This is a genomic window from Streptomyces coelicoflavus, from assembly GCF_045041415.1.
GTDB lineage: Bacteria > Actinomycetota > Actinomycetes > Streptomycetales > Streptomycetaceae > Streptomyces > Streptomyces coelicoflavus.
This window is the reverse complement of sequence record NZ_CP108218.1, coordinates 1,635,114-1,659,344: the sequence shown is the minus strand read 5'-3', so window position 1 is coordinate 1,659,344 and position 24,231 is coordinate 1,635,114. Positions and strand designations below refer to the sequence as shown.

Below are 24,231 nucleotides of genomic sequence, written 5' to 3'. Positions count from 1 at the left end.
CGGCGCCACGGCACGCGAAGGGGCCCCACCGGTCTTCCGGTGGGGCCCCTTCCGGGCTGCGAGCAGTGTGCCTACGCCGGCACGCTCGCCACCCCCGCCTCCAGGAACCGCTTCCCGTTCACCCGCTCGGCGACGCCCTCGCGGTCCAGGTACGGCGTGATGCCGCCCAGGTGGAAGGGCCAGCCGGCGCCGGTGATCAGGCAGAGGTCGATGTCCTGGGCCTCGGCGACGACGCCCTCGTCGAGCATCAGGCCGATCTCCTGCGCCACCGCGTCCAGGACGCGGTCGCGGACCTGCTCCTCGGTCAGGACGGAGTCGCCCTGCTTGAGGAGCGCGGCGACCTCCGGGTCCAGCTCGGGCTTGCCGCTGTCGTAGACGTAGAAGCCGCGCTTGCCCGCCTCGACGACCGCCTTCAGGTTCGGGGAGACCGTGAAGCGCTCCGGGAAGGCCCGGTTGAGGGTCTCCGAGACGTGCAGGCCGATGGCCGGGCCGACCAGCTCCAGGAGGACCAGCGGTGACATCGGCAGGCCGAGGGGCTCCACCGCCTTCTCCGCCACCGGCACCGGGGTGCCCTCGTCGATGACGTTCTGGATCTCGCCCATGAAGCGGGTCAGGATGCGGTTGACCACGAACGCCGGGGCGTCCTTGACCAGGACCGCGGTCTTCTTCAGCTTCTTGGCGACGCCGAACGCCGTGGCCAGCGCGGCCTCGTCGGTCTGCTCGCCGCGCACGATCTCCAGCAGGGGGAGGATCGCCACCGGGTTGAAGAAGTGGAAGCCGACGACCCGCTCGGGGTGCTTCAGCTTCGACGCCATCTCGGAGACGGAGAGGGAGGAGGTGTTCGTGGCGAGGATCGCGTGCGCCGGGGCGACCGCCTCGACCTCGGCGAAGACCTTCTGCTTGACGCCCATCTCCTCGAACACGGCCTCGATGATGAAGTCCGCGTCCGCGAAGCCCTCGGCCTTGTCCAGGACACCGGTCACCAGGGCCTTGAGGCGGTTCGCCTTGTCCTGGTTGACCCGGCCCTTGCCGAGCAGCTTGTCGATCTCGGCGTGGACGTAGCCCACACCCTTGTCGACGCGCTCCTGGTCGATGTCCGTGAGGACGACCGGCACCTCCAGGCGGCGCAGGAAGAGCAGCGCCAGCTGCGAGGCCATCAGGCCGGCGCCGACCACGCCCACCTTGGTGACCGGGCGGGCCAGCGACTTGTCCGGGGCACCCGCGGGGCGCTTGCCGCGCTTCTGGACCAGGTTGAAGGCGTAGATGCCGGAGCGCAGTTCGCCGCCCATGATCAGGTCGGCGAGGGCCTGGTCCTCGGCGTCGTAGCCCTGCTGGAGGTCGCCGTTCTTGGCGGCGGCGATGATGTCCAGGGCGCGGTAGGCGGCCGGGGCGGCGCCGTGCACCTTGCCGTCGGCGATGAAGCGGCCCTTGGCGACGGCCTGGTCCCAGGCATCCCCGCGGTCGATCAGCGGACGCTCCACGGTGATCTCGCCCTTGAGGACGGACGCCGTCCAGAGCAGCGACTGCTCCAGGAAGTCCGCGCCCTCGAAGATCGCGTCCGCGATGCCGAGTTCGTGAACCTGCTTGCCCTTGAGCTGCTTGTTCTGGTTGAGGCTGTTCTCGATGATCACCGAGACGGCCTTGTCGGCGCCGATCAGGTTCGGCAGCAGCGTGCAGCCGCCCCAGCCGGGGACCAGGCCGAGGAAGACCTCGGGGAGGGAGAAGGCCGGGAGCGCCGCGGACACCGTGCGGTAGGTGCAGTGCAGGCCGATCTCCACGCCGCCGCCCATGGCCGCGCCGTTGTAGTACGCGAACGACGGCACCGCGAGGTCCGCCAGGCGCTTGAGGACGTCGTGGCCGCCCTTGCCGATGGCCAGCGCGTCCTCGTGCCGCTTGAGCAGCTCGACGCCCTTGAGGTCGGCGCCCACCGCGAAGATGAACGGCTTGCCGGTGACGCCGACGCCGACGATGTCGCCGTCCGCGGCCTCCTTCTCGACCTGGTCGATCGCGGCGTCGATGTTCGCCAGCGACTGCGGGCCGAGCGTGGTCGGCTTGGTGTGGTCGTGGCCGTTGTCCAGGGTGATCAGGGCGAAGCGCCCGGCGCCCAGGGGCAGGTCGAAGTGGCGCACGTGCGCCTGCGTGACGACCTCGCCGGGGAACAGCTCGGCCGCACCCTTCAGCAGCTCTGCGGTGGTGCTCACTTGTCCCCCTCGAAGTGCGGGTTCTCCCAGATGACCGTCGCGCCCATGCCGAAGCCGACGCACATGGTGGTCAGGCCGTAGCGGACGTTCGGCTGTTCCTCGAACTGGCGGGCCAGCTGCGTCATCAGGCGGACGCCGGAGGAGGCCAGCGGGTGGCCGAAGGCGATGGCGCCGCCGTACTGGTTGACGCGCGCGTCGTCGTCGGCGATGCCGTAGTGCTCCAGGAAGGCGAGGACCTGGACGGCGAAGGCCTCGTTGATCTCGAACAGGCCGATGTCGTCGATGGACAGCCCGGCCTGGGCCAGGGCCTTCTCCGTGGCCGGGATCGGGCCGTAGCCCATGACCTCCGGCTCGACGCCCGCGAAGGAGTACGCGACCAGGCGCATCTTGACCGGCAGGTTGTTCTCGCGGGCGAAGTCCTCGCTCGCGATGAGGGAGGCGGTGGCGCCGTCGTTCAGACCGGCCGCGTTGCCCGCGGTGACCCGGCCGTGCACGCGGAACGGCGTCTTCAGGCCCGCCAGGTTCTCCAGCGTGGTGCCCGGACGCATCGGCTCGTCGGCGGTGACCAGGCCCCAGCCCGTCTCACCGGCCTCTTCGTTGGTGCGGCGCACCGAGACCGGCACCAGGTCGGCCTGGATCTGGCCGTTGGCGTACGCCTTGGCGGCCTTCTCCTGCGAGCGCACGGCGTACTCGTCGGCGCGCTGCTTGGTGATGCTCGGGTAGCGGTCGTGCAGGTTCTCGGCGGTCATGCCCATGAACAGGGCGGACTCGTCGACCAGCTTCTCGCTGACGAACCGCGGGTTCGGGTCGACGCCCTCGCCCATCGGGTGGCGGCCCATGTGCTCGACACCGCCCGCGACGGCGACGTCGTACGCGCCGAAGGCGACCGAACCGGCCACCGAGGTGACGGCGGTCAGGGCGCCCGCGCACATGCGGTCGATGGAGTAGCCCGGGACCGAGGTGGGCAGGCCCGCCAGGATGCCGGCGGTACGGCCGATGGTCAGGCCCTGGTCGCCGATCTGCGTGGTCGCGGCGACGGCGACCTCGTCGATCTTCTTGGGGTCGAGACCGGGGTTGCGGCGCAGCAGCTCCCGGATCGCCTTCACGACCAGGTCGTCGGCGCGGGTCTCGTGGTAGACGCCCTTCGGGCCCGCCTTGCCGAACGGGGTGCGGACGCCGTCGACGAAGACGACGTCCCTGACGGTACGAGGCACGATGGCTCTCCTCCAGGGTGCGGGATGGCACTGCTGCGGCACGCATGCACTGAGCGCGCGCTCAGCCCCATGCTACTTATGAGTAACGTAGCTGCCCAGTCCCCCCGGCGGGAGCGGCGAAGGTCACACCGTCCGTCACACCACCGGAGGACGTACCGCACCCCGACCTTGGCCGGAATCCGCCGGTCCGGCTAGGACGCCTCCCCGCTCAGTGCCGCCACCAGTACCGGCGTCACCTGCTCCACCTGCCAGGGACGGGCCCCGTGCCCGGCGAGGGCCGCGCCCACCGACTCGGCGTCGGCCGTCGCGGGCGGCTCCCAGCAGACCCGGCGCACGGTGTCCGGCGTGATCAGGTTCTCCTGGGGCATGCTCAGCCGCTCGGCCAGCGCCGTCACGCCCGCGCGCGCCGCGGTCAGCCGGGCCGCGGCGGCCGGGTCCTTGTCGGCCCAGGCACGCGGCGGCGGCGGGCCGGTCACCGGCTGGCCGGGCTGCGGCAGCTGCGACTCGGACAGCGCCCTGGCCCGGTCGACCGACACCTGCCACTGCTCCAGCTGCCGGCGGTTCACCCGCCCGAAGCCGTTCAGCGCGGCCAGCGCGTGGGCGTTGGGCGGCAGCGCGAGTGCCGCCTCGACGATGGCCGCGTCCCCGAGCACCTTGCCGGGGGAGACGTCCCGGCGCTGCGCGATCCGGTCCCGGGTCTGCCACAGCTCCCGCACCACGGCGAGCTGACGGCGCCGGCGCACCTTGTGCATGCCGGACGTGCGGCGCCACGGGTCCTTGCGCGGCTCGGGCGGCGGGGCCGAGGCGATGGCGTGGAACTCCTGCCGGGCCCAGTCCAGCTTGCCCTGCCGGTCCAGCTCCTTCTCCAGGGCGTCCCGCAGGTCGACCAGCAGCTCGACGTCGAGCGCGGCATAGCGCAGCCACGGCTCGGGCAGCGGGCGCGTCGACCAGTCGACGGCCGAGTGGCCCTTCTCCAGGACGAAGCCCAGGACGTTCTCCACCATCGCGCCGAGGCCCACCCGCGGGAACCCGGCGAGCCGCCCGGCCAGCTCGGTGTCGAAGAGGCGGGTGGGCACCATCCCTATTTCGCGCAGGCACGGCAGGTCCTGGGTGGCCGCGTGCAGCACCCACTCAGCGTCGGCGATCGCCGCGCCGAGACCGGAGAGGTCGGGGCAGGCCACCGGGTCGATCAGCGCCGTCCCGGCGCCCTCGCGGCGCAGCTGCACCAGATACGCGCGCTGGCCGTAGCGGTACCCGGAGGCGCGCTCGGCGTCGACGGCGACGGGGCCGCTCCCGGCGGCGAAGGCGGCGGTCACCTCGGCGAGGGCGTCCGCGTCGGCGATCACCGGTGGGATGCCCTCGCGTGGTTCGAGCAAGGGGATCGGCGCCCGGCTCACAGAAGATCCGGCGTCTTCCGGAGGGGCGCCTCCGGTGGTGCGCTGTGGACGGTCTGCTGCGGTTTCGTGGGCGTCGGTCACCTGTCAAGGGTATCGGTGGATCGACGGCGCCCGCCGACGGAACGTTCCGTCGGCGGGCGCCGGGGGGTCGTAAACCAGTCAGGTCAGTGAAAGATCGGCTTCACCGGACGTCGTCGGGGGAGCGGGGGAGCGGGGAACAGGGAGCGGGGAACGGGGAGTGTCAGGGGGTGGGGTCGGAGCGGTCAGTGGATGATGCCCGTGCGCAGGGCCACCGCGACCATCCCGGCGCGGTCGCCCGTGCCGAGCTTGCGGGCGATGCGGGCCAGGTGGCTCTTGACGGTCAGGGCGGACAGGCCCATCGAGACGCCGATCGCCTTGTTCGACTGGCCCTCCGCGACCAACCGCAGCACCTCGACCTCGCGGCCGGAGAGCTCGCGGTAGCCGCCCGGGTGGCTCGGGGAGCCCGGGGGACGGCGGTGCAGACGGGCGGCGGCGGCGCCGATGGGGGCGGCGCCCGGCCGGGTGGGGAGCCCGACGTTGGTACGGGTGCCGGTGACGACGTAGCCCTTGACGCCGCCGGCGAGGGCGTTGCGGACGGCGCCGATGTCGTCGGCCGCGGACAGGGCGAGCCCGTTGGGCCAGCCCGCGGCGCGGGTCTCCGACAGCAGGGTCAGGCCGGAGCCGTCGGGGAGGTGGACGTCGGCGACGCAGATGTCGCGGGGGTTGCCGATGCGGGGACGAGCCTCCGCGACGGACGAGGCCTCGATGACGTCGCGCACACCGAGCGCCCACAGATGGCGGGTGACGGTGGAACGGACGCGCGGGTCGGCCACGACCACCATGGCGGTCGGCTTGTTCGGGCGGTAGGCGACCAGGCTTGCAGGCTGCTCGAGGAGAACGGACACCAGGCCTCCTGGGGTGCGGGGACGGGGCCGGCTCATGGGGGTGAAGCCGGGACGAACCGTGCTTTCAAGGTCACAGTCGTCTTCGGCACCGAACGCGTCCGCCTTTAGAGAATGATCACGATCTGGTGAGTAACAATCCGAGCAATTCGGACACGCTGTCGATCATTCGAAGATCGAACGGTTTCGCACTTTGTCGATACGAGGCCGAAAGTGGCCGTGTCGACAAAGTGACGGAACCTCCTCCGGGCGTGCGCACCTCACGCCCGGAACGATGAACGCCCGCTGGTGGAGTGTCAGCGCGACTGCGGGCCGCGCCGCTGCGGCAGCGTCACGACCGAGGCGTCGCCCGGCGCGGCCGGCGGCAGGCCCGCGACCTGGGCCAGCAGGTCGCACCACGAGGAGAGGTGTGCCGCGGTGTCCGGGACGCCGCCCAGACCCTCGCGCGGCGTCCAGGACGCCCGGATCTCGATCTGCGAGGCGGACGGCCGGGCCGAGAGCCCTCCGAAGTAGTGGGAACTCGCACGCGTGACCGTGCCGCTGGGCTCCCCGTACGTCAGCCCGCGCGCCTGGAGCGCGCCGGTCAGCCAGGACCAGCACACGTCCGGCAGCAGCGGGTCCGCCGCCATCTCCGGCTCCAGCTCGGCCCGCACCAGCGTCACCAGCCGGAAGGTCCCGTGCCAGGCCTCGTGCCCGGCCGGGTCGTGCAGGAGCACCAGCCGCCCGTCGGCCAGGTCCTCGTCGCCGTCGACGACGGCGGCCTCGAGCGCGTACGCGTGCGGGGCCAGCCGCTGCGGTGCGCGGGTCGCCTCCACCTCGATCTGCGGCCGCAGCCGCACGGCCCGCAGTGCCTCCACGGCGGCCGCGAAGGCCGGCGGCGCCGTACTCCCGCCGCTCCCGCCGCTCCCGCCGGTCCCGCCACTCGTGCCGTTCCCGCCACTCCCGCCACTCGCGCCACTCGGGTTGCTCCCGTTGTGACTCCCCTTGTGCCGGGCCTCTTCCTCGGTCCCCTTCGCGTCGTCCATTCCGCCAGCGCCGTCCGACAGTCGTCCCTGAGCCGCAGCCATGCGGGGAACATTAAGCGGAACGGCGGCCCGGTGCAGGGAGGGACACCCGCGTGCGGGCGCGATGTCCGGATCACGCGGTCCCGCGGGGGCGCGGGAGCCGCCCCACCCACGGTCCGGCGCCGTGCGGGGGACATGCGAGACTTGCCGTGTGAGTGCCAACCAGAGCCCCGCGGGCAAGCAGCCGACCGCCACGTACGACTCCGCGTTCCTCAAGGCGTGCAGGCGTGAGCCGGTGCCGCACACGCCCGTGTGGTTCATGCGGCAGGCCGGGCGCTCACTGCCGGAGTACCTCAAGGTGCGCGAGGGCATCCCGATGCTCGAGTCGTGCATGCGGCCGGAACTGGTCGCCGAGATCACCCTCCAGCCGGTGCGCAGGCACGGCGTGGACGCGGCGATCTACTTCAGCGACATCGTGGTCCCGCTCAAGGCCATCGGCATCGACCTCGACATCAAGCCGGGCGTCGGCCCGGTCGTCGCCGACCCGATCCGCACCCGCGCGGACCTGGCGCGGCTGCGCGACCTCACCCCCGAGGACGTCGCCTACGTCACCGAGGCCTTCGGCCTGCTCACCCGCGAGCTGGGCGCCACCCCGCTGATCGGCTTCGCGGGCGCGCCGTTCACCCTCGCGAGCTACCTCGTGGAGGGCGGCCCTTCCCGCAACCACGAGCACACCAAGGCCCTCATGTACGGCGACCCGCAGCTGTGGGCCGACCTGCTCGACCGCCTCGCCGGCATCACGGCCGCCTTCCTCGAGGTGCAGATCGAGGCGGGCGCGAGCGCCGTCCAGCTCTTCGACTCCTGGGTCGGCGCGCTGTCCCCCGCGGACTACCGCCGCTCGGTGCTGCCCGCCTCCCGCAAGGTCTTCGAGGCCGTCTCCGGGTACGGCGTGCCGCGCATCCACTTCGGCGTCGGCACCGGGGAGCTGCTGGGCCTCCTCGGCGAGGCAGGCGCGGACGTCGTCGGCGTCGACTGGCGCGTCCCGCTGGACGAGGCCGCCCGGCGCGTCGGCCCCGGCAAGGCGCTCCAGGGCAACCTGGACCCGGCCGTCCTCTTCGCCGGGCAGGAAGCGGTCGAGACCAAGACCCGCGAGATCCTGGACGCGGCGGCGGGGCTCGAGGGCCACGTCTTCAACCTCGGCCACGGCGTCCTGCCGACCACCGACCCGGACGCCCTGACCCGCCTCGTGGAGTACGTCCACACGCAGACCGCGCGCTGACGCACTCCGTACCGGGCTCCGTACAGGGGCTGCGACTCAGCTCGCGGACACGTCCGTGAGCACCTCCGCCGCGGCCACCCCCGAGGCCGCGCTCGCTCCGTGGGTGAAGACCTGGGCGGCCGCGGCGGACGTGGTGCCCGGCAGGCCCATCTCCACCACGATCGCGTCCGGGCGGGCGGCGGTCAGGCCGGTCACGGCACGGCTCATCCACGCGTGCCGGGCCGCGTCGCGGGCCACGATCACCAGCGGGCGCCCCGCGGCCGGTTCGAGGGCACAGCTCTCCAGTGCCACCGTCCCCTCCTCCAGCTCCTGCCCGCGCACCCGCACCGAGGTCGTGCCGGGCAGCCGCTCCCGCAGCGGTTCCGCCACGCCCCACGGCGTCTCCTTGCCGACGGCCATGTTGGTCACCGGCGCCAGTTCGACCACGTGCGGCGCGGCCGTCAGCGGCAGGGCGGCCCGCGCGGCGCCGGTGAGCCGCACGGCCCGTCGTGCGGCGACGTGCCCGATGCCGTCCCCGGCCGAATCCCCCGCGCTCCCGGCCGCCCGCAGCCCGGCCGACCAGCGGGCGAACTCCCGTACCCGGTCCGCCGCCTCGGCCAGCCGCTCCTCGGGCAGCTCCCCGCCGGTCACCGCGGCCGTCAGCGCCTTGGCCAGCAGCGCGACCGTGGCCTCCTCGGCGCTCTCGCCGCCCACGCAGACGGCGTCCACCCCGGCGGCGACCGCCTTGACCGTGGCGCCGTCGATGCCGTGGCGGCGGGTGACCGCGCCCATCTCGATGGCGTCGCTGACGACCAGGCCGTCGAAGCCCAGCTCCTCGCGGAGCAGGCCCTGGAGGATGGTCCGGCTCAGCGTGGCGGGGAGGTCGGGGTCGTAGGCGGGCACCAGCAGGTGGCCGCTCATGACCGCGCGCACCCCGGCCGCGACGGCGGCCCGGAACGGGGGCAGCGCCTGGGCGGCGATCTCGTCCCGCCCGGCCGGGTAGGACGGCAGGTCGTGGTGGGAGTCGACGGCGACGTCCCCGTGGCCGGGGAAGTGCTTGGCGCAGGCGGCGACGCCGGACGACTGGAGGCCGCGAATCCACGCGGCGGTGTGCCGGGAGACCACGCCGGGGTCCGAACCGAAGGAGCGTACGCCGATGATCGGGTTGTCCGGGTTGGAGTTGACGTCCGCGCTCGGCGCGTAGTCGAGGCTCACTCCGGCGGTGCGCAGCTGCCGGCCGAGGTCGGCGGCGACGGCCTCGGTCAGCTCCGCGTCGTCGACGGTGCCGAGGGCGAAGTTGCCCGGCCGGGACGAGCCGGTGGCGGACTCGATGCGGGTGACGTCGCCCGCCTCCTCGTCGATCGCGACGATCAGGTCCGGGTTCTCGGCGCGCAGTTGGCCGGTCAGCTTGGCGACCTGCTCGGTGGAGACGATGTTGCGCGAGAAGAGCACGACGGAGGCCAGTCCGTCGCCGATGTCGCGCAGGATCCAGTCGGGGGCCTCGGTGCCCACGAAACCCGGCTGAAGGACGGAGAGCGCGAGCCGACGCAACTCGCTGCTGTGCTTGCTGGAGGACATCGACCGCGCCTTTCGGATGGCTTCTTGGTATAGACCAAGGGGGTGCGCGTTCAGGTTAACCAGACGTGTCAAGGGTGCCGTCGTCGAACTCGGAAGTAACAACTTGCCTAGTCCGGAGGGGTGTTGACACCTTCCCTTGGTCTAGTCCATTGTGAGGCGCAAGTTCGGCGAGGGGCCCATGTGACTCCAGTTACCGCGCCGGACACCAGTCGCGGCCGGACTGCGCAACCGCCGCCGCGGCGACGACTTCCGTGACGACCACCCCGGACGAGACGACCATTCCGGACGAGGGCGCGGACCGGGGACCACCCCGTCCGAGCCGCCCCGTCGCCCCGCTCCCGCCCCCCGTGCCGCGAGCGGGCTCCCGCTGCCACCACCGACCTCATGTGCGACGGCCGACCACCGTCGTGCGCACCGCCGTCGTCCGCACGGGGCGACGGCGAGGATCTGGAGCACCCCATGGCGACGCCCGATTCCTACCTCCACCGAGCACCGTCGGACCTGCCCTACTTCAGCGCGGACGCCGACACCTACCTGGCCCGCACCCAGCTGCGCGACCTCGACAAGACCCGTCCGCTGCGAGTGCTGTCCGAGGAGGACTTCGCCCACTGGCAGACGTACGGCTACGTCGTCGTGAAGGAGGCGATACCCGCCGGCTCCGCGCGCCGGCTGCTCGACTTCGCCTGGGACTTCCAGGGCCTGGACCCCGAACGCCCCGACACCTGGTACCAGGACCGCGAGTACCGCTCCGACCTCGACCGGGAGCTGCACATCTACGGCTTCGTCGAGGCGTACCAGCACCAGCTCATCTGGGACAGCCGCCAGGCGCAGCGCGTCTACGACGCCTTCGTCGACGTGTGGGACTGCGAGGAGCTGTGGGTCACCCTGGACCGGCTCAACCTCAACCCGCCCAACGTCGGCAACCGCGACCGCGCCCTGATCGACAAACCGGACCGCGGCTTCGACATCGAGCTGCACTGGGACGTCGACACCACGCTCGGCGTCCTGCCCCAGCGCGTCCAGGGCATCATCGCGCTCAACGACACCAAGCCCGACCACGGCGGCTTCCAGTGCTGCCCCGAGCTGTTCCGCCGCTTCGACCGCTGGAAGGCCCTCCAGCCCGACGACCGCGACCCGATCCGGCCCGCGATCGACCGCGAGGACATGCCCGTCGTACGGCCCGACCTGGAGGCCGGCGACCTGCTCATCTGGAACGGCCTGCTGGCCCACGGCGTCGCCCCCAACGTCTCCGGCGAAGGCGTCCGGGCGGTCCAGTACCTGTCGATGATGCCCGCGCTGGAGACCCACCGCGCCCTGCGCGACTCCCGCGTCGACTCCTGGCGCACCCTCACCACCCCCGACTGGAACGCCACCCTCCTCGGCGACGCCCACCGGCACGAGTCCGAGCGCTACGGTCCCGCCGAACTGACCGAACTGGGCGCGAAACTGCTGGGCCTGACCTCCTGGCACGGGGATGCCGGCACCGACGGCGACCGCACGGACGAGGCGACCGACGAGGCCACCGGGGACGCCGCATGCGCAGTATCTGCCTGACCCTCCCCACCAACCGGCACTGCCCGGACACGATCACGGCCCTGGGCGCGGAAGCCGCCCACGCCGCCGACCACTTCGACATCGATGTCCACCTGCTGGTCCTCGACTCCTGCCCGGCCGAGGACCGCGCCGCCCACGCCGACGCGTTGCGGCTCCTGCCGGACCACCCCCGGATCACCGTCCACCACCTCGACGAGGCCGCCCAGCGCGACTTCCTCACCCGGGTGACGGCACGCTCCGGCAGCACCAAGCCCGGACTGCTCCTGGACCTGATGCTCCCCGACGGGCTGTCCTACGGCGCCTGCACCAACCGCGCCTTCCTGATCGCGGCCGCGCTCGGCTGCGAGTCCGTCCACCGCAGGGACTCCGACAGCCGCTACCAGAGCGTGGACGGCCGTACCGTCTTCCCCGTCCACCACGAGCTGCTCTCCCTCGGCGCACGCGCCGCCGACGCCGTGCCCCACGTCACCGAGTCGACCCTGACCGGCCCCCTGCTGGAGCGGCGGGTCACCATGGTGGGCAGCTCCTTCGTGGGTGAACTCTCCGTCGACATCGCGCGGATACGGGACGCCGACCCCGACGTCTACCGCGACGTCGTCTCCCTCTGGGCGCCCGAGGGCTGGACCGCCGAGCGGAAACACGCACTGGTCGAGGAGTCCTTCACCGGCGCCGGCACCGAACCCTTCGCGGCCGACCACGCGCTGCTGACGGTGGTCGACCCGATGCGCGTGGACATGTGCAACATCGCCTTCCACGGCGCGACGGTGAGTGAACGCGTGCCGCTGCCGCCCGCCCGGGACACCATCGGCAGCGACTACTTCCTCATCCACCTCGTGCACGACGCCCGGCTGCCCGGCGTGCTGCACAACCGCAACATCGTCAACTACCACACCGGCGAACGCAGGACCGGCCCCGGCTTCCTCGCCTACCAGACCCGCTTCGCCAAGTTCCTGCTGTCGATGCTCTACTTCCACTTCGTCTACGACCGCATGGCCGAAGCCGGCGACGCGCTGCTGGACGAGCACGGCCGGGCCCGCCCCGGTGCCGTCGCCGCCCTGGCCCGAGAGAGCACCGGCCTGGACACCGGGGAGAACGTCCGCAGGCTCGACGCCCTCGACACCGCCTACCGGCGGCTCGGCGGCAGATACGCCGACGTCGCCGACCACCTGGCCGGCCGCCGCGCACACCTCCTCGACGAGGCGCGCGACGACATGGCGGACTTCGCACTGCTCACCGAGGCGTGGGAGGGGATGGTGACCGCCGCCAAGGCCACCCCCGTCGAGCTGCCCGACGGACACCCGCGGTGAGCGCGCCGACGGCCGCCGGCCTCAGCGCGCCCCTCGCCGCCGCCCTCGCCGCCGCCACCGAGGACCGGCTCGTGTACGACCTGGCCGGCATCGAGGAGCGCCACGACGCGCTCCTGCGCGAACTGCCCGGCGTAGCGGTCCGGTTCGCGATGAAGGCCTGCCCGGTCGACGAGGTCCTCGCCGCCCTGGCCCGCCGGGGCGCCGGGGCCGACGCGGCCGGACCCGGCGAGGTGGAGCAGGCGCTGCGGGCCGGCATGCCGGTCGGACGCGTGCACTACGGCAACACCGTCAAGTCCGACCGGAACATCGCCGAGGTGTACCGGCTGGGCGTGCGCACCTTCGCCACCGACAGCCTCCAGGACGTGGCCGCCCTCGCCGAACACGCCCCCGGCGCCCGCGTGTTCTGCCGGGTGGCGACCGGCGGGGCGGGCGCGGTGTGGGGACTGAGCAACAAGTTCGGCTGCCCGCCCCGCGACGCCGTCCGGGTACTGGAGGCGGCCCGGGACGCCGGGCTGGTGCCGGCCGGCCTGTCCGTGCACGTCGGCTCCCAGCAGATGACGGGCGAGGCGTGGCACGGCGCCGTCGAGGACCTGGGCGAGGTCCTCGGCGCCCTCGGCCGGCGCGGCATCCGCGTCGACCACGTCAACCTCGGCGGCGGACTGCCCGCGCTCGGCTACCGGGACCGGCGCGGCACCCCCCTCGACCCACCGCTGGACAAGATCTTCGCGGTGATCCGGGAGGGCATGGACGAGCTGCGCCGGATCCACGGCGGTCCCCTGGACTTCGTCATCGAGCCGGGACGGCACCTCGTCGCCGACCACGGCGCGATCCGTGCCCACGTCGCCCGCCTCACCGAACGCCGGGCGGCGGGCGGCGAACCGCAGCACTGGCTCTACCTGAGCTGCGGCAAGTTCAACGGCCTGTACGAGATGGACGCCCTCCAGTACCGGCTGGTCTTCCCGGGCCACCCCGACGGCCCCTACGTCCCGGCCGTGGTCGCGGGACCCACCTGCGACAGCGACGACGCCTACTCCCACCAGGAGGGACTGGTCCCGGTGCCCCGGGCGCTGGCCTCGGGCGACCCGGTCTGGGTGTTGTCCTGCGGCGCCTACGCGACCAGCTACACCACCCTCGGCTTCAACGGCTTCGCCCCGCTGCCGTACGCCTGGGCGGGCCGCCCGGAGGGGACCGGCGCCGATGGCTGACACCGTACGCGTCCGCACCCTCGCCGACGGGGACTGGGACGCGGTCGTCACGCTGGAGCGGGACGCCTACGCCGGCCTGGGCCTGTCGGAGGGCCGGGCCGCGCTCCAGTCCAGGGCGGCGGCGTCCCCGGACACCTGCTTCGTCGTGGACGTCGGCGCCCGCACGGCCGGCTATCTGCTCGCCCTGCCGTATCCGCCGCACCGCTACCCGGACCTGGCGCGGGGCGAGCAGCGGACCGCGACCGCGTGTCCACCCGGCAACCTCCACCTCCACGACATCGTCGTCGCACCCGGCCTGCGCCGCACAGGACTCGCACGGCACCTCCTGCGCCACCTCACCGGCACCGCACGGGCGCGCGGCGACGAGCGGATCTCCCTGGTCGCCGTGGGCGGCACCGAGCCCTTCTGGTCGGCGCGCGGCTTCGTGCCCGAGCCGGGGGTCGTCCCGGCCGGCGAGTACGGCGGCGAAGCCGTCTACATGTCCAGGCCGGTGGCGGCCGCCCGGCAGACCCGGCCCCGCCCGTCCCCCTCCCCGCCCCCGCCCGCCCCCACCCTGCGCGAAGTGAGCTGATTGCGCGTGTCCCGTCTCCACGACCCCTTCCGACGCGGCCAGTTGGCGATCGCCGCACTGTTCCTGTCCCTCGGCTTCCAGTACGCCACCTGGGCCGCGCGGATCCCCGCGATCAAGTCCGACCTCGGCCTGACCGCGGCCGAGGTGGGGGTCCTCCTGATGGCCGCGGGCGTCGGCGCGGCGGTGTCCTTCCCCGCGGTCGCCTGGCTGATGCGCCGCATGGGCTCGCGCCGGCTGTCCCTGCTGTCCCAGCTCGGCCTCGCCCTGCTGCTGCTCGCCCTGGCGGCGGCGCCGAACTACCCGGTGGCCCTGCTGGTGATGTGCGCCGACGGCGTCCTCGTCGGCTGCCTGAACGTGGCCATGAACGCGCAGGGCGCGGCCCTGGAGGCACGGCACGAACGCAACACGATGGCGAGGCTGCACGCCGTCTTCAGCGCCGGTTCGCTGCTCGCGGCCCTGCTCGCCTCCGGCATGACCGCCGCCACGGGATCGGTCGCGGCGCACTTCGGGGTCGCCGTCGCGCTGCTCGTCGCCCTCGGTGCGACGGCCCGCACCGGACTGCTCGACGACGCGACCACGCCCGACGGGGCCGCGCCCGGCGCGACGGACCCGGCCGCCGCGGAAGCCCCCGCCGACCCGGAGCCCGCCCGCCGGCGCTGGACCCTCCCCTCCCGCCCGACCCTGTGGATGTGCTGCGCCATGGTCTTCGGCACCGTCGCCGAGGGCGCCATGAACGACTGGTCCGCCCTCTACCTGAAGGACATCGCCGAGGCGTCGGCGGAACTCGCCCCGCTCGGCATCGCCGTGGTGTCCGGGATGATGGTCGTCGCCCGCCTCTTCGCCGACGGCTGGCGCAGCCGCTTCGGCGACGGACGGGTCGTCCTCCTCGGCAGCGCCGTGGCCGCCGCCGGTCTCGCCGCCGCCCTGGTCAGCGGGGGCGTCGCCCCGGCCCTGGCGGGCTTCGCCTGCATGGGCCTCGGCATCGCGGCCGTGACCCCCTGCGTCTACGCGGCCGCCGCCCGGCAGGGCTCGGACGCGCTGACGCTGGTCGCCGCCATGGGCACCACGGGGCTGCTGGCCGGACCGCCGCTCATCGGCTTCATCGCCGGTGCGAGCAGCCTGGCCTGGGGCATGGGCGCCGTGGCCGCCTCGGCGGGCGCCGTCGCGCTGTGCGGCACCCGCATCCGCTGGACCGCCCCGGCCGCCCCCGTGGCGAGGAGCGAGGCGACCCCGGCCTGACCGTACGGGGCCCACCGTGCCCGCCACTCACCACCCGGGCCGCGCCCGCCTGCCGAACAGCAGCCCGCGCGGCTCGGGCGGGGGAGGGGTGCCCCGCCGCAGCGGCCAGGCGATCAGCATGCCGACGACGAAGCCGACGACGTGGGCCACGTACGCCACCGTGCCCGCGTCGGACACGGCCCCGCCGGAGGAGTAGACCGCCTGGAGCCCGAACCAGAAGCCGAGCACCAGCCAGGCCGGCAGCCGCAGCGGCAGGAAGATCAGGAAGGGCACCAAGACCCAGACGCGGGCCCTCGGATACAGCACCAGATAGGCGCCGAGCACCCCGGCGATCGCGCCCGACGCGCCGATCAGCGGGGCGCCCGAGCCGGAGTTGAGGAGGGCGAAGCCGTAGGTCGCCGCGTAGCCGCAGACGCCGTAGAAGAGCAGGAAGGGGAGGTGGCCCATCCGGTCCTCGACGTTGTTGCCGAAGATCCACAGGAACAGCATGTTGCCCAGCAGGTGCAGCCAGCCGCCGTGCAGGAACATCGCCGTCAGGACGCTCAGCTCCGGCGACTTGTCGTAGCCGGGCGGCGCGACCACGCAGCCCGGCCCCTGCGGGCCGACCCCGACGGCGCCCGTGGGCACCAGGCGCGGCATCCGGTGCTGGAGCAGCTCCTGCGGTACCGCCGCCCAGTGGTCCAGGAACGCCTGGAGGTCGCACATCTGCGCGAGGCTGCCGTCGCCCGTCGCCGACCCGGTCATGCCGGGGGTGAACAGGAACACCAGGACGTTCGCGAGGATCAGGGCGTACGTCACCCACGGGGTGCGGCGCGCCGGGTTCACGTCATGGACGGGGATGACCACGGGACACTTCTGCCCGCCCGGCGGACGGTGAACCGGTTCGCCCGTTGAACGCCCCCGTCCGTGTGTACGTATGCCCTCTCAACCGCCCGTGACCCGGGGAAGGCGGGGCGCGGGGACGACGTGAGGAAACAGGCGATGAACGAACGGGTCACACCGGCTCCCGCGCTGCACGCCCTGCCCGACGGCGAGGCCGAGGTCGCCCTCGTGCTCCGGCTGCCCTGGGAGGACGTCGCCCGGCTCGGCCAGGAGGCGGGGCGGCTGGCCGCGCAGACACAGCGGCCGGTGACACTGGACGAGGCGGTGAGCCACCGGCTGCGCTCCACGCGGGCCGCGACACACGCCAGGCCGGCCGGCGAGCAGCCGCCCGCGGTGGGCTCCCCGGTGCCGGCGACCGCGCCGGCCTCGGTGTCCTCCCTGCCGGCCCGGCCCCCGGCCGAGCAGGCGCGGCAGGCCATCGACCGGATCAACGGAACGGCGTAGCCCCGGCGCCCCGCGCGGCGCGGTCGCCCGGCTCCGTCGCTCAGCGCTGCTGCTCGACCGCCCGCACCGTCTTGCGGGCGGCCACCAGCACCGGGTCCCACACCGGGGAGAAGGGCGGTGCGTAACCGAGGTCCAGGGCGGTCATCTGCTCGACCGTCATCCCGGCCGTGAGGGCCACCGCGGCGATGTCGACCCGCTTGCCCGCGCCCTCACGGCCGACGATCTGCACGCCGAGCAGCCGCCCGGTGCGCCGCTCCGCCAGCATCTTCACCGTCATCGGGGAGGCGTTCGGGTAGTAGCCCGCGCGGCTGGTGGACTCGATGGTCGCCGTCACGAACCGCAGCCCCGCCCGCAGCGCGTCCTTCTCCCTGAGGCCGGTCCGCGCGATCTCCAGGTCGCACACCTTGCTGACCGCCGTACCGACCACGCCCGGGAAGGTGGCGTAGCCGCCGCCGGCGTTGGTGCCGATGACCTGCCCGTGCTTGTTGGCGTGCGTACCCAGCGGGATGTGCCGCTCCTGCCCGGAGACCAGGTCGAGCACCTCCACGCAGTCGCCGCCCGCCCAGATGTTCCCGTGGCCGCGCACCCGCATCGCCAGGTCCGTCAGCAGCCCGCCGTGCGCGCCGAGCGGCAGCCCCGCCGCCGCGGCGAGCCCCGTCTCGGGACGGACCCCGATGCCGAGCACCACCACGTCCGCCGGGAACTCGGCGTCCTTGGTCGCCACCGCCCGGACCCGGCCGTCGTCCCCGGTCAGCACCTCGGTGACCTCGGCGCCGTTCACCATGGTGATGCCCAGACCCTCCATGGCCGTGCGCACCATGCGGCCCATGTCCGGGTCGAGCGTGGCCATCGGCTCCCGGCCGCGGTTGACGACCGTCACCTCGTAGCCGCGGTTGATCAGCGCCTCGGCCATCTCCACGCCGATGTACCCGGCGCCGACGACCACCGCGCGACGGCCACGCGTGCGGGCCAGCGTGTCGAGCAGCGCCTGCCCGTCGTCCAGGGTCTGCACCCCGTGCACACCGGGCGCGTCGACGCCCGGCAGCTCGGGCCGGACCGGCCGCGCCCCGGTCCCGATCACCAGCTTGTCGTACGACGTCCAGGACTCGGCCCCGGAATCGACGTCACGCGCGCGTACCCGCCGGCCGGCCACGTCGATCTCCGTGACCTCGGTGCGCATCCTGAGGTCGATGTCCCGGGCGCGGTGCTCCTCGGGCGTGCGCGCGATCAGCGCGTCCCGTTCGGTGACGTCGCCGCCGACCCAGTACGGGATGCCGCACGCCGAGAACGAGCTGAAGTGACCGCGTTCGAACGCCACGATCTCCAGCTCGTCCGGGCCCTTCAGCCGACGCGCCTGCGACGCCGCGGACATCCCCGCGGCGTCGCCGCCGATCACGACCAGCCGTTCCCTCGTCCCGCCGCCAGCGCTCATGTTCATGCGAACACGCTACGTGGGCGGGATCCTTCAGTCCCGCGCCGCGGGTTCCTGGCCGCTCGGCGCCTGCGGACGGCGCGGCAGCCGGGGGCGTACGACCCGCAGCCACAGCAGCGCGAGCAGCGCCGCCACCATCGCGAACGGCAGTACCGCGCCGAGCACCACCGCCAGCCAGCGCAGCATCGTCACGAAGGCGTCCCAGCCGCCGGCCAGCGCGTCCAGGAACCCGGGGTCCTCGTCCTCCTCCTTCTTCTCGACGTGCTTCACCGGCGTCTCCGACAGGGAGAGGGTGACGGTGGCCAGGCTCGTGCGGTCCTTCAGGGAGGCCTGCCGGGCGAGCAGCGCCTCCAGCTCCGCCTGACGGGTGCTCAGCTCGCCCTCCAGGGTCACCACGTCGTCCAGCTCCGTCGCCCGGTCCATCAGCTCGCGGACGCGGGCCACGCTGGCGCGCTGCGACTTGACGCGGCTGTCCACGTCCACCACCTGGTCGGTGACGTCCTCGGCCTTCGCCTCGCGCCGCAGCAGCTTCCCGGCGCCCTCCAACTCGTCGAGGACGTCCTCGTAACGCTCCACCGGCACGCGGAGCGTCACCTCGGTCCGCTCGTGGCCCTCGGCGTCCCGGGTGGTGTTCTCGTCACCGACGTAACCGCCGGCGTTCTCGGTCGCGGTGCGGGCCGCGTCGAGTGCCTTGGACGTGTCCTTGACCTGGACGCTCAGGGAGACGGTGCGGATGAGGTGGGCCGGGGCGACCTCGGTCGGCGCGCTCTCCCCGGCACGGTCGGACCCGGCCTCACCGGCCGCGCCTGCCTTGCCGTCGGCCTGCGAGCCCTCCGCCTGCGAGCCCCGCTGCGGCGCGGCGGCCTTGCCGCCCGCGTCGGAGCCGGCGTCCGAGGCGCTGCATCCGGTGAGGGCGAGCGCCGTGACCAGCAGCAGGCCGGCCAGGGCCCGCGCGGGCGGCGCGGACCTTCTCGTGGTCGCTCGTCGTGCCTGCATCGTGGGTACCCCCCGGGGTCGTAGCGGCTGTTGCCTCTACGACGCGCGCGGAGGCTCGTGCGACGGCGCGGAACGGTCCCGAAGAGATCACGGTCCGGACTCGCGGCCGGACTCGCGGCCGGACTCGCGACGGGACCGGCGCCGGACGAGGGAACGGGGCGCGCGGGACCTGTGGGCCCGGGGCCGGGGCCGTCCGGCCCCGGGGCGGTGTCGGTGGCGTCTGAGACGCTGGGGTCATGAGCGCAAGTGAGACCCCGGCGGGTGAGTTCCCCCCGGAGCAGGGGCCCGGACACGTAGTCGTCGTAGGAGCCGGCATCGCCGGACTGGCCGCCGCCCACCGCCTCCTGGAGGCCGGCGCCCGGGTGACCGTCCTGGAGGCGTCCGACCGCGTCGGCGGCAAGCTGCTGCCCGGCGAGATCGCCGGCGTACGCGTCGACCTCGGGGCCGAGTCGATGCTGGCCCGCCGCCCCGAGGCCGTCGGTCTGGCCCGCGCGGCCGGACTCGCCGACCGCCTCCAGCCGCCGTCCACCGCGACCGCCTCCCTGTGGACCCGCGGTGCCCTGCGCCCCATGCCCAAGGGCCACGTCATGGGCGTCCCCGGCACCGCCGCCGCCCTGTCCGGCGTGCTCTCCGAGGAAGGGCTCGCCCGCATCGAGCGCGACGCCGAACTGCCCCGCACCGAGGTCGGCGACGACGTGGCCGTGGGGGAGTACGTCGCCGCGCGCCTGGGCCGCGAGGTCGTCGACCGCCTCGTCGAGCCGCTCCTGGGCGGCGTCTACGCGGGCGACGCCTACCGCATCTCGCTGCGCTCGGCCGTGCCTCAGCTCTTCGAAGCCGCCCGCACCCACACCTCCCTCACCGAGGCGGTCCGAGCCCTCCAGGGCCGCACGGCCACCTCACCGCCGAGCGGCCCGGTGTTCATGGGCATCGAGGGCGGCATCGGCACCCTCCCGCCCGCCGTCGCCGAGTCGGTCCGCGCGCGCGGCGGCGAGATCGTCACCCACGCGCCCGTCACCGAGCTGCGCCGCACCGCGTCCGACGGCTGGCGGATCGTCGCCGGCGACCGGGTGCTGCACGCCGGCGCGGTCGTCGTCGCCGTCCCGGCCGGTCCCGCCGCCGAGCTGCTGCGCGCCGAGGCGCCCGCCGCCGCGGCCGAGCTGTCCGCGGTGGAGTACGCCTCGATGGCCCTGATCACCCTCGCCTACCGCCGCTCGGACGCCGCCGCGCTCCCCGAGGGCAGCGGCTTCCTCGTACCGCCGGTCGACGGGCACACCATCAAGGCGTCCACCTTCGCCTCCCGCAAGTGGGGCTGGATCGCCGACGAGGACCCGGACCTGGTGGTCCTGCGCACCTCGGTGGGCCGGTACGGCGACACGGAGATCCTCGGCCGCGACGACGCGGGCCTCGTCGCCGTCTCCCGGCACGACCTGGGCGAGGCCACCGGCCTGACCGCCGCGCCGGTCGCCACCCGCGTCACCCGCTGGCGGGACGGCCTGCCGCAGTACCCCGTCGGCCACCACGCGCGCGTGGCCCGCGTCCGCGAGCACGTCGCGAAACTCCCCGGCCTCGCGGTGTGCGGCGCGGCGTACGACGGCGTCGGGATCCCGGCCAGCATCGCGAGCGCGTACGCCGCCGCCGACCAGATCCGGGGCGACCTCGCCGGTGTGGAGGAGCTCACGGCCCACCCGGTGCAGAGTCTGCACGGCGGAGCGGGAGAATAGGGCCATGAGTGACGACGCCTCCACCCCCGCCGCCGAGCGGATCCCGAACAAGGGCAAGCTGGCCAAGGACCTCAACGAGGTCATCCGCTACACCCTCTGGTCCGTGTTCAAGCTCAAGGACGGCCTCCCCGAGGACCGCGCCGGGTACGCCGACGAGGTCCAGGAGCTGTTCGACCAGCTCGCCGCGAAGGACGTGACGATCCGCGGCACCTACGACCTGTCCGGTCTGCGCGCGGACGCCGATCTGATGATCTGGTGGCACGCCGAGACCGCCGACCAGCTCCAGGAGGCGTACAACCTCTTCCGCCGCACGAAGCTCGGCCGTGCGCTGGAGCCGGTCTGGTCGAACATGGCGCTGCACCGCCCCGCCGAGTTCAACCGCTCGCACATCCCGGCCTTCCTGGCCGACGAGACGCCGCGCAACTACATCAGCGTCTACCCGTTCGTGCGCTCGTACGACTGGTACCTGCTGCCCGACGAGGACCGCCGCCGCATGCTCGCCGACCACGGCAAGATGGCCCGCGGCTACCCGGACGTCCGCGCCAACACGGTCGCCTCCTTCTCGCTGGGCGACTACGAGTGGATCCTCGCCTTCGAGGCCGACGAGCTGCACCGCATCGTCGACCTCATGCGCCACCTGCGCGGCTCCGAGGCCCGCCGCCACGTCCGCGAGGAGATCCCGTTCTTCACCGGGCGCCGGAAGGACATCGGCGAGCTGGTCGCCGGACTGGCCTAGTCAGGCCTGCGGTGCCGCGGCCCGCCTGGGCTCCGGTTCCGGGCGCGGGGCGCACGACGTGTCCCGCGCCGGGAGGCGGCCGTCGAGCAGGTACGCCTCCAGGTGGCCGTTGACGCAGTCGTTCGGCCCGCCCGCGATGCCGTGCGTCCCGGCGTCCCGCTCGGTCACCAGCACCGAGCCCGACAGCCGCCGCCGCAGCTCCAGCGCGCCCTCGTACGGCGTCGCCGCGTCCCGTTCGGCGGCCAGGACCAGCGTCGGCGGCAGCTCACCCGGCGCGGTGCGCACATCGAGGGGCTGCTGCCGGGGCACCTGCCAGTAGGCGCACGGCAGGTTGGTCCACACGTTGTCCCACGTCTCGAACGGCGCCCTGCGGGCCAGCCGGGTGTTGTCCCGGTCCCAGACCTCGAAGTCGGCCGGCCAGGACGCGTCGTTGCACTCGACGGCCGTGTACACGGCGTTGGAGTTCTCCGCCGCGACGGCGCCCTCCTCGGTCCGCGTCCCCGCCTGGTCGACCAGCGGCTGCGGGTCGCCCTTCAGATACGCCGACAGCGCCTCGGCGCGGTGCGGCCAGTAGTCGTCGTAGTACCCGGCCTTCAGCATCGCGCCCTGCAACTGCGCGGGCCCCACCGTCCCGCCCGCCGGTTCCGCCGCCAGCCGTGCGCTCGCCTCCTCGTAGGCGTCCTGCACCTGCCGCGCCGTGTCCCCGAGCCCGTACACGGCGTCGTGCCCGGCGACCCACTCCTTGAAGTCGTCCCAGCGGTCCTCGAACGCCTCCGACTGCTCCAGGTTGTTCCGGTACCAGACCTGTTCCGGGTCCGGGTTCACCACCGCGTCGAACACCATCCGCCGTACGTGCGAGGGGAACAGCTCGGCGTACAGCGCGCCGAGGTAGGTGCCGTACGACGCGCCCATGAAGGTGAGCCGCCGCTCGCCCAGCGCGGCGCGGACGACCTCCAGGTCACGGGCGTTGTTGAGCGAGTGGTAGTGCCGCAGCGCGTCGCCGCCCCGTTCCGCGCAGTCGCGCGCGTACGCTTCGGCCTCGGCGGCCCGCTGCTCCTTGTACGCGTCCGAAGGCCGCGTCGGCGCGGGGCGCGGCCCCTTGAAGAAGTCGCCGGGGTCCTGGCAGGACAGCGGCGCGGAGGGCGCGACGCCGCGCGGGGCGTAGCCGACGAGGTCGTAGGCGGCGGCGATCCGCTTCCACTCGGGCACCATGCCGACCAGCGGGAAGTACAGCCCGGAGGCGCCGGGGCCGCCCGGGTTGTAGAGGAGGGCCCCCTGTCCGTCCACCCGGCGTTCGCCGCCGTCGGGGTCCTTGTGGGTGGCCCGTACTCGGCTGACGGTGAGCCGGATGTGCTTCCCGTCGGGGTGGGCGTAGTCCAGGGGCACGGACACCGTGCCGCAGCGGATGCCGTCCGGCAGCTCCTCCGCCCTCGGGCACGCCCCGAACTCGATCCCGGCCGCCGCCGCGCGCCGGGCGGCCACGGCGGTCCCGCTCGCCTCGGCGGACCCGGGCCCGGCCGCGGAGACCGGGGCGGCCTCCGCCGGTACGGCGGCGAGAGTGGTCAGCAGCAAGGACCCGGCGGCCGAGTAGAGGGCGGCAGCTCGCATCGCGTATCCCTTCGGTGCACGGTGTGACACAAGGGATGTTTGGTGCGGCGGCCGGGCGGGGCAAGCACCGCCCGCGGGTGTCGCCGACGAGTGCCCCCGCACGCCCCCGGCGCGTCAGGCCCGGCGCTCCCAGTGGTCCGCGGCGTACTTCTCGCGATGGGCGAAGGCCGCCCGCAGGTCCGGCTCGCCGATCGCGTGCACGCCCCGCACGGCGACCGAGGTGAGGAAGGTCCGGTCGTCCGCCGTGCCGTCCGCCTGCCGGACGAGGGCCCCGACCAGCCGTTGCCCGGCCGGGGAGGCCCAGCGCGCCTGCGGGTGGATCTCCATGCGCGTGATGGCGAGGCACCCGAGCGTCAGGGCGAGCGGCAGCGCGAACCAGAGAGCGATGAGCGGGCGCGGCTCGGTGGCGGGCAGCGGCAGCGCCAGGGCTGCCAGGCCGAGCGCGCACACGGCCACCGCGGCGACCCGCACCCGCCGCACCCCGGCCATGACACCGCCGGTGCCGCCGTCGGGTACGGCGAGGCCCGCGCCGACCAGCCGGTCGGCCAGGCCCCGTACCGCGTCGGCGGCGGCCGCGGCGGCCCGTACCGGTGCTATCCGGGACTGCCCCCCCGGGGCCTATCGCCCCGATGACCGACCGCTCCATGTCGTCCCGGCCGCACGGGTCCACGACCGTCGCCCAGCCGGTGTGCGCGAGCAGCAGCCGCCGCTGGCGTGCCATGGAGACGAGGGTCAGGTCGGCCACCCGTCGCGGGCCGCCGGACAGGAACGCCGCCTCGTACAGGGTCAGCGTGTGCTCGGGAGCCGCGGCGCGCGGGCCGACGGCGGCCGCGCGTACGGCGGCCAGGCACAGCCGCAGACAGGCGAGGCCGGCGACGGCCCAGGCCGACAGGAGGAAAAGGACCCAGAACATGCCGTATATCTATGCCAAGGCTTTCGCCGGCGCCACGCCCTGTTCACA

The 24,231-nt window shown here is 73.8% G+C and carries 19 protein-coding genes and 1 pseudogene; 9 read left to right on the top strand and 11 right to left on the bottom strand.

What is annotated here, in order from left to right:
- Positions 1-71: 71 nt before the first annotated feature.
- From OHA99_RS07375 to OHA99_RS07355, 5 genes are all read right to left on the bottom strand, one after another.
- A complete protein-coding gene (locus OHA99_RS07375; protein ID WP_153177412.1) occupies positions 72-2,201 on the bottom strand; it encodes a 3-hydroxyacyl-CoA dehydrogenase NAD-binding domain-containing protein in 2,130 nt (709 codons plus the stop codon).
- A complete protein-coding gene (locus OHA99_RS07370) occupies positions 2,198-3,415 on the bottom strand; it encodes an acetyl-CoA C-acyltransferase (RefSeq protein WP_164382580.1) in 1,218 nt (405 codons plus the stop codon). Before OHA99_RS07370 ends, OHA99_RS07375 begins: the two co-directional genes overlap by 4 nt.
- Positions 3,416-3,606: 191 nt before the next feature.
- Positions 3,607-4,893 (bottom strand): ribonuclease D, encoded by a 1,287-nt coding sequence (locus OHA99_RS07365; protein WP_165684475.1) that lies wholly within the window; start codon positions 4,891-4,893, stop codon positions 3,607-3,609.
- Between the two features lie 182 nt (positions 4,894-5,075).
- Positions 5,076-5,738, bottom strand: coding sequence for a response regulator transcription factor (locus OHA99_RS07360; RefSeq protein WP_153177409.1), 663 nt, complete (start codon positions 5,736-5,738; stop codon positions 5,076-5,078).
- Positions 5,739-6,031: 293 nt separating this feature from the next.
- Entirely contained in the window at positions 6,032-6,802 is a 771-nt protein-coding gene (locus tag OHA99_RS07355) for a DUF3000 domain-containing protein (RefSeq protein ID WP_405694818.1), read from the bottom strand.
- Positions 6,803-6,950: 148 nt separating this feature from the next.
- Between OHA99_RS07355 and hemE the strand changes: the two genes are divergently transcribed.
- Positions 6,951-8,018 carry a uroporphyrinogen decarboxylase gene (gene hemE / locus OHA99_RS07350; protein ID WP_153177407.1) on the top strand — a complete coding sequence of 356 codons (1,068 nt, stop codon included), beginning with the start codon at positions 6,951-6,953 and terminating at the stop codon, positions 8,016-8,018.
- Positions 8,019-8,054: 36 nt separating this feature from the next.
- Here hemE and OHA99_RS07345 read toward each other — a convergent pair whose 3' ends face one another.
- Positions 8,055-9,575, bottom strand: a complete 1,521-nt coding sequence (locus OHA99_RS07345; RefSeq protein ID WP_405694816.1) for a glycoside hydrolase family 3 protein — start codon at positions 9,573-9,575, stop codon at positions 8,055-8,057.
- Positions 9,576-10,034: 459 nt separating this feature from the next.
- Between OHA99_RS07345 and OHA99_RS07340 the strand changes: the two genes are divergently transcribed.
- The 5 genes from OHA99_RS07340 to OHA99_RS07320 are packed head-to-tail and all read left to right on the top strand — an operon-like array spanning position 10,035 to position 15,451.
- Positions 10,035-11,129, top strand: a complete 1,095-nt coding sequence (locus OHA99_RS07340) for a YbiU family protein (RefSeq protein WP_153177405.1) — start codon at positions 10,035-10,037, stop codon at positions 11,127-11,129.
- On the top strand, positions 11,111-12,436 hold the full coding sequence (locus OHA99_RS07335; protein WP_405694813.1) for a DUF6271 family protein: 1,326 nt from the start codon (positions 11,111-11,113) through the stop codon (positions 12,434-12,436). The genes OHA99_RS07340 and OHA99_RS07335 overlap by 19 nt, the downstream gene beginning before the upstream one ends.
- Entirely contained in the window at positions 12,433-13,641 is a 1,209-nt protein-coding gene (locus OHA99_RS07330; RefSeq protein WP_405694811.1) for a type III PLP-dependent enzyme, read from the top strand. The genes OHA99_RS07335 and OHA99_RS07330 overlap by 4 nt, the downstream gene beginning before the upstream one ends.
- Positions 13,634-14,212: a GNAT family N-acetyltransferase gene (locus tag OHA99_RS07325; protein WP_153177402.1), complete on the top strand. Its 579-nt coding sequence runs from the start codon at positions 13,634-13,636 to the stop codon at positions 14,210-14,212. The genes OHA99_RS07330 and OHA99_RS07325 overlap by 8 nt, the downstream gene beginning before the upstream one ends.
- A 6-nt stretch (positions 14,213-14,218) precedes the next feature.
- Positions 14,219-15,451 (top strand): MFS transporter, encoded by a 1,233-nt coding sequence (locus OHA99_RS07320; protein ID WP_366473974.1) that lies wholly within the window; start codon positions 14,219-14,221, stop codon positions 15,449-15,451.
- Between the two features lie 27 nt (positions 15,452-15,478).
- Here OHA99_RS07320 and OHA99_RS07315 read toward each other — a convergent pair whose 3' ends face one another.
- The gene (locus OHA99_RS07315) at positions 15,479-16,297 is read right to left on the bottom strand and encodes a rhomboid family intramembrane serine protease (RefSeq protein ID WP_153177400.1); all 819 of its coding nucleotides are present in this window, start codon (positions 16,295-16,297) and stop codon (positions 15,479-15,481) included.
- A 135-nt stretch (positions 16,298-16,432) separates the two neighbouring features.
- Here OHA99_RS07315 and OHA99_RS07310 point away from each other — a divergent pair, with 135 nt between their 5' ends.
- On the top strand, positions 16,433-16,777 hold the full coding sequence (locus OHA99_RS07310) for a hypothetical protein (protein WP_153177399.1): 345 nt from the start codon (positions 16,433-16,435) through the stop codon (positions 16,775-16,777).
- Positions 16,778-16,817: 40 nt separating this feature from the next.
- Here the strand turns inward: OHA99_RS07310 and OHA99_RS07305 are convergent, their stop codons facing one another.
- Positions 16,818-18,215, bottom strand: a complete 1,398-nt coding sequence (locus OHA99_RS07305) for an FAD-dependent oxidoreductase (RefSeq protein WP_366473973.1) — start codon at positions 18,213-18,215, stop codon at positions 16,818-16,820.
- 27 nt (positions 18,216-18,242) lie between these two features.
- Complete coding sequence (locus tag OHA99_RS07300) at positions 18,243-19,205, bottom strand: DUF4349 domain-containing protein (protein ID WP_366473972.1); 963 nt, start codon at positions 19,203-19,205, stop codon at positions 18,243-18,245.
- A 236-nt stretch (positions 19,206-19,441) separates the two neighbouring features.
- Here OHA99_RS07300 and hemG point away from each other — a divergent pair, with 236 nt between their 5' ends.
- Both hemG and hemQ read left to right on the top strand, forming a co-directional pair.
- Positions 19,442-20,926 carry a protoporphyrinogen oxidase gene (gene hemG / locus OHA99_RS07295; protein ID WP_405694807.1) on the top strand — a complete coding sequence of 495 codons (1,485 nt, stop codon included), beginning with the start codon at positions 19,442-19,444 and terminating at the stop codon, positions 20,924-20,926.
- A gap of 4 nt (positions 20,927-20,930) precedes the next feature.
- Positions 20,931-21,662, top strand: coding sequence for a hydrogen peroxide-dependent heme synthase (gene hemQ, locus OHA99_RS07290; RefSeq protein WP_007445291.1), 732 nt, complete (start codon positions 20,931-20,933; stop codon positions 21,660-21,662).
- Here hemQ and OHA99_RS07285 read toward each other — a convergent pair whose 3' ends face one another.
- Together OHA99_RS07285 and OHA99_RS07280 are read right to left on the bottom strand one after the other, a co-directional pair.
- Positions 21,663-23,270: an alpha/beta hydrolase gene (locus OHA99_RS07285; RefSeq protein WP_405694805.1), complete on the bottom strand. Its 1,608-nt coding sequence runs from the start codon at positions 23,268-23,270 to the stop codon at positions 21,663-21,665.
- A gap of 114 nt (positions 23,271-23,384) precedes the next feature.
- Positions 23,385-24,183, bottom strand: a pseudogene (locus OHA99_RS07280) (TIGR04222 domain-containing membrane protein).
- Positions 24,184-24,231: the final 48 nt, after the last annotated feature.

Bases quoted from the DNA above. Each gene is read 5' to 3' on its own strand.
- OHA99_RS07355 (WP_405694818.1), bottom strand. From the start codon at position 6,802: ATGGCTGCGGCTCAGGGACGACTGTCGGACGGCGCTGGCGGAATGGAC.
- OHA99_RS07345 (WP_405694816.1), bottom strand. From the start codon at position 9,575: ATGTCCTCCAGCAAGCACAGCAGCGAGTTGCGTCGGCTCGCGCTCTCC.
- OHA99_RS07340 (WP_153177405.1), top strand. From the start codon at position 10,035: ATGGCGACGCCCGATTCCTACCTCCACCGAGCACCGTCGGACCTGCCC.
- OHA99_RS07335 (WP_405694813.1), top strand. From the start codon at position 11,111: ATGCGCAGTATCTGCCTGACCCTCCCCACCAACCGGCACTGCCCGGAC.
- OHA99_RS07325 (WP_153177402.1), top strand. From the start codon at position 13,634: ATGGCTGACACCGTACGCGTCCGCACCCTCGCCGACGGGGACTGGGAC.
- OHA99_RS07310 (WP_153177399.1), top strand. From the start codon at position 16,433: ATGAACGAACGGGTCACACCGGCTCCCGCGCTGCACGCCCTGCCCGAC.
- OHA99_RS07305 (WP_366473973.1), bottom strand. From the start codon at position 18,215: ATGAACATGAGCGCTGGCGGCGGGACGAGGGAACGGCTGGTCGTGATC.
- OHA99_RS07300 (WP_366473972.1), bottom strand. From the start codon at position 19,205: ATGCAGGCACGACGAGCGACCACGAGAAGGTCCGCGCCGCCCGCGCGG.
- hemG (WP_405694807.1), top strand. From the start codon at position 19,442: ATGAGCGCAAGTGAGACCCCGGCGGGTGAGTTCCCCCCGGAGCAGGGG.
- hemQ (WP_007445291.1), top strand. From the start codon at position 20,931: ATGAGTGACGACGCCTCCACCCCCGCCGCCGAGCGGATCCCGAACAAG.
- OHA99_RS07285 (WP_405694805.1), bottom strand. From the start codon at position 23,270: ATGCGAGCTGCCGCCCTCTACTCGGCCGCCGGGTCCTTGCTGCTGACC.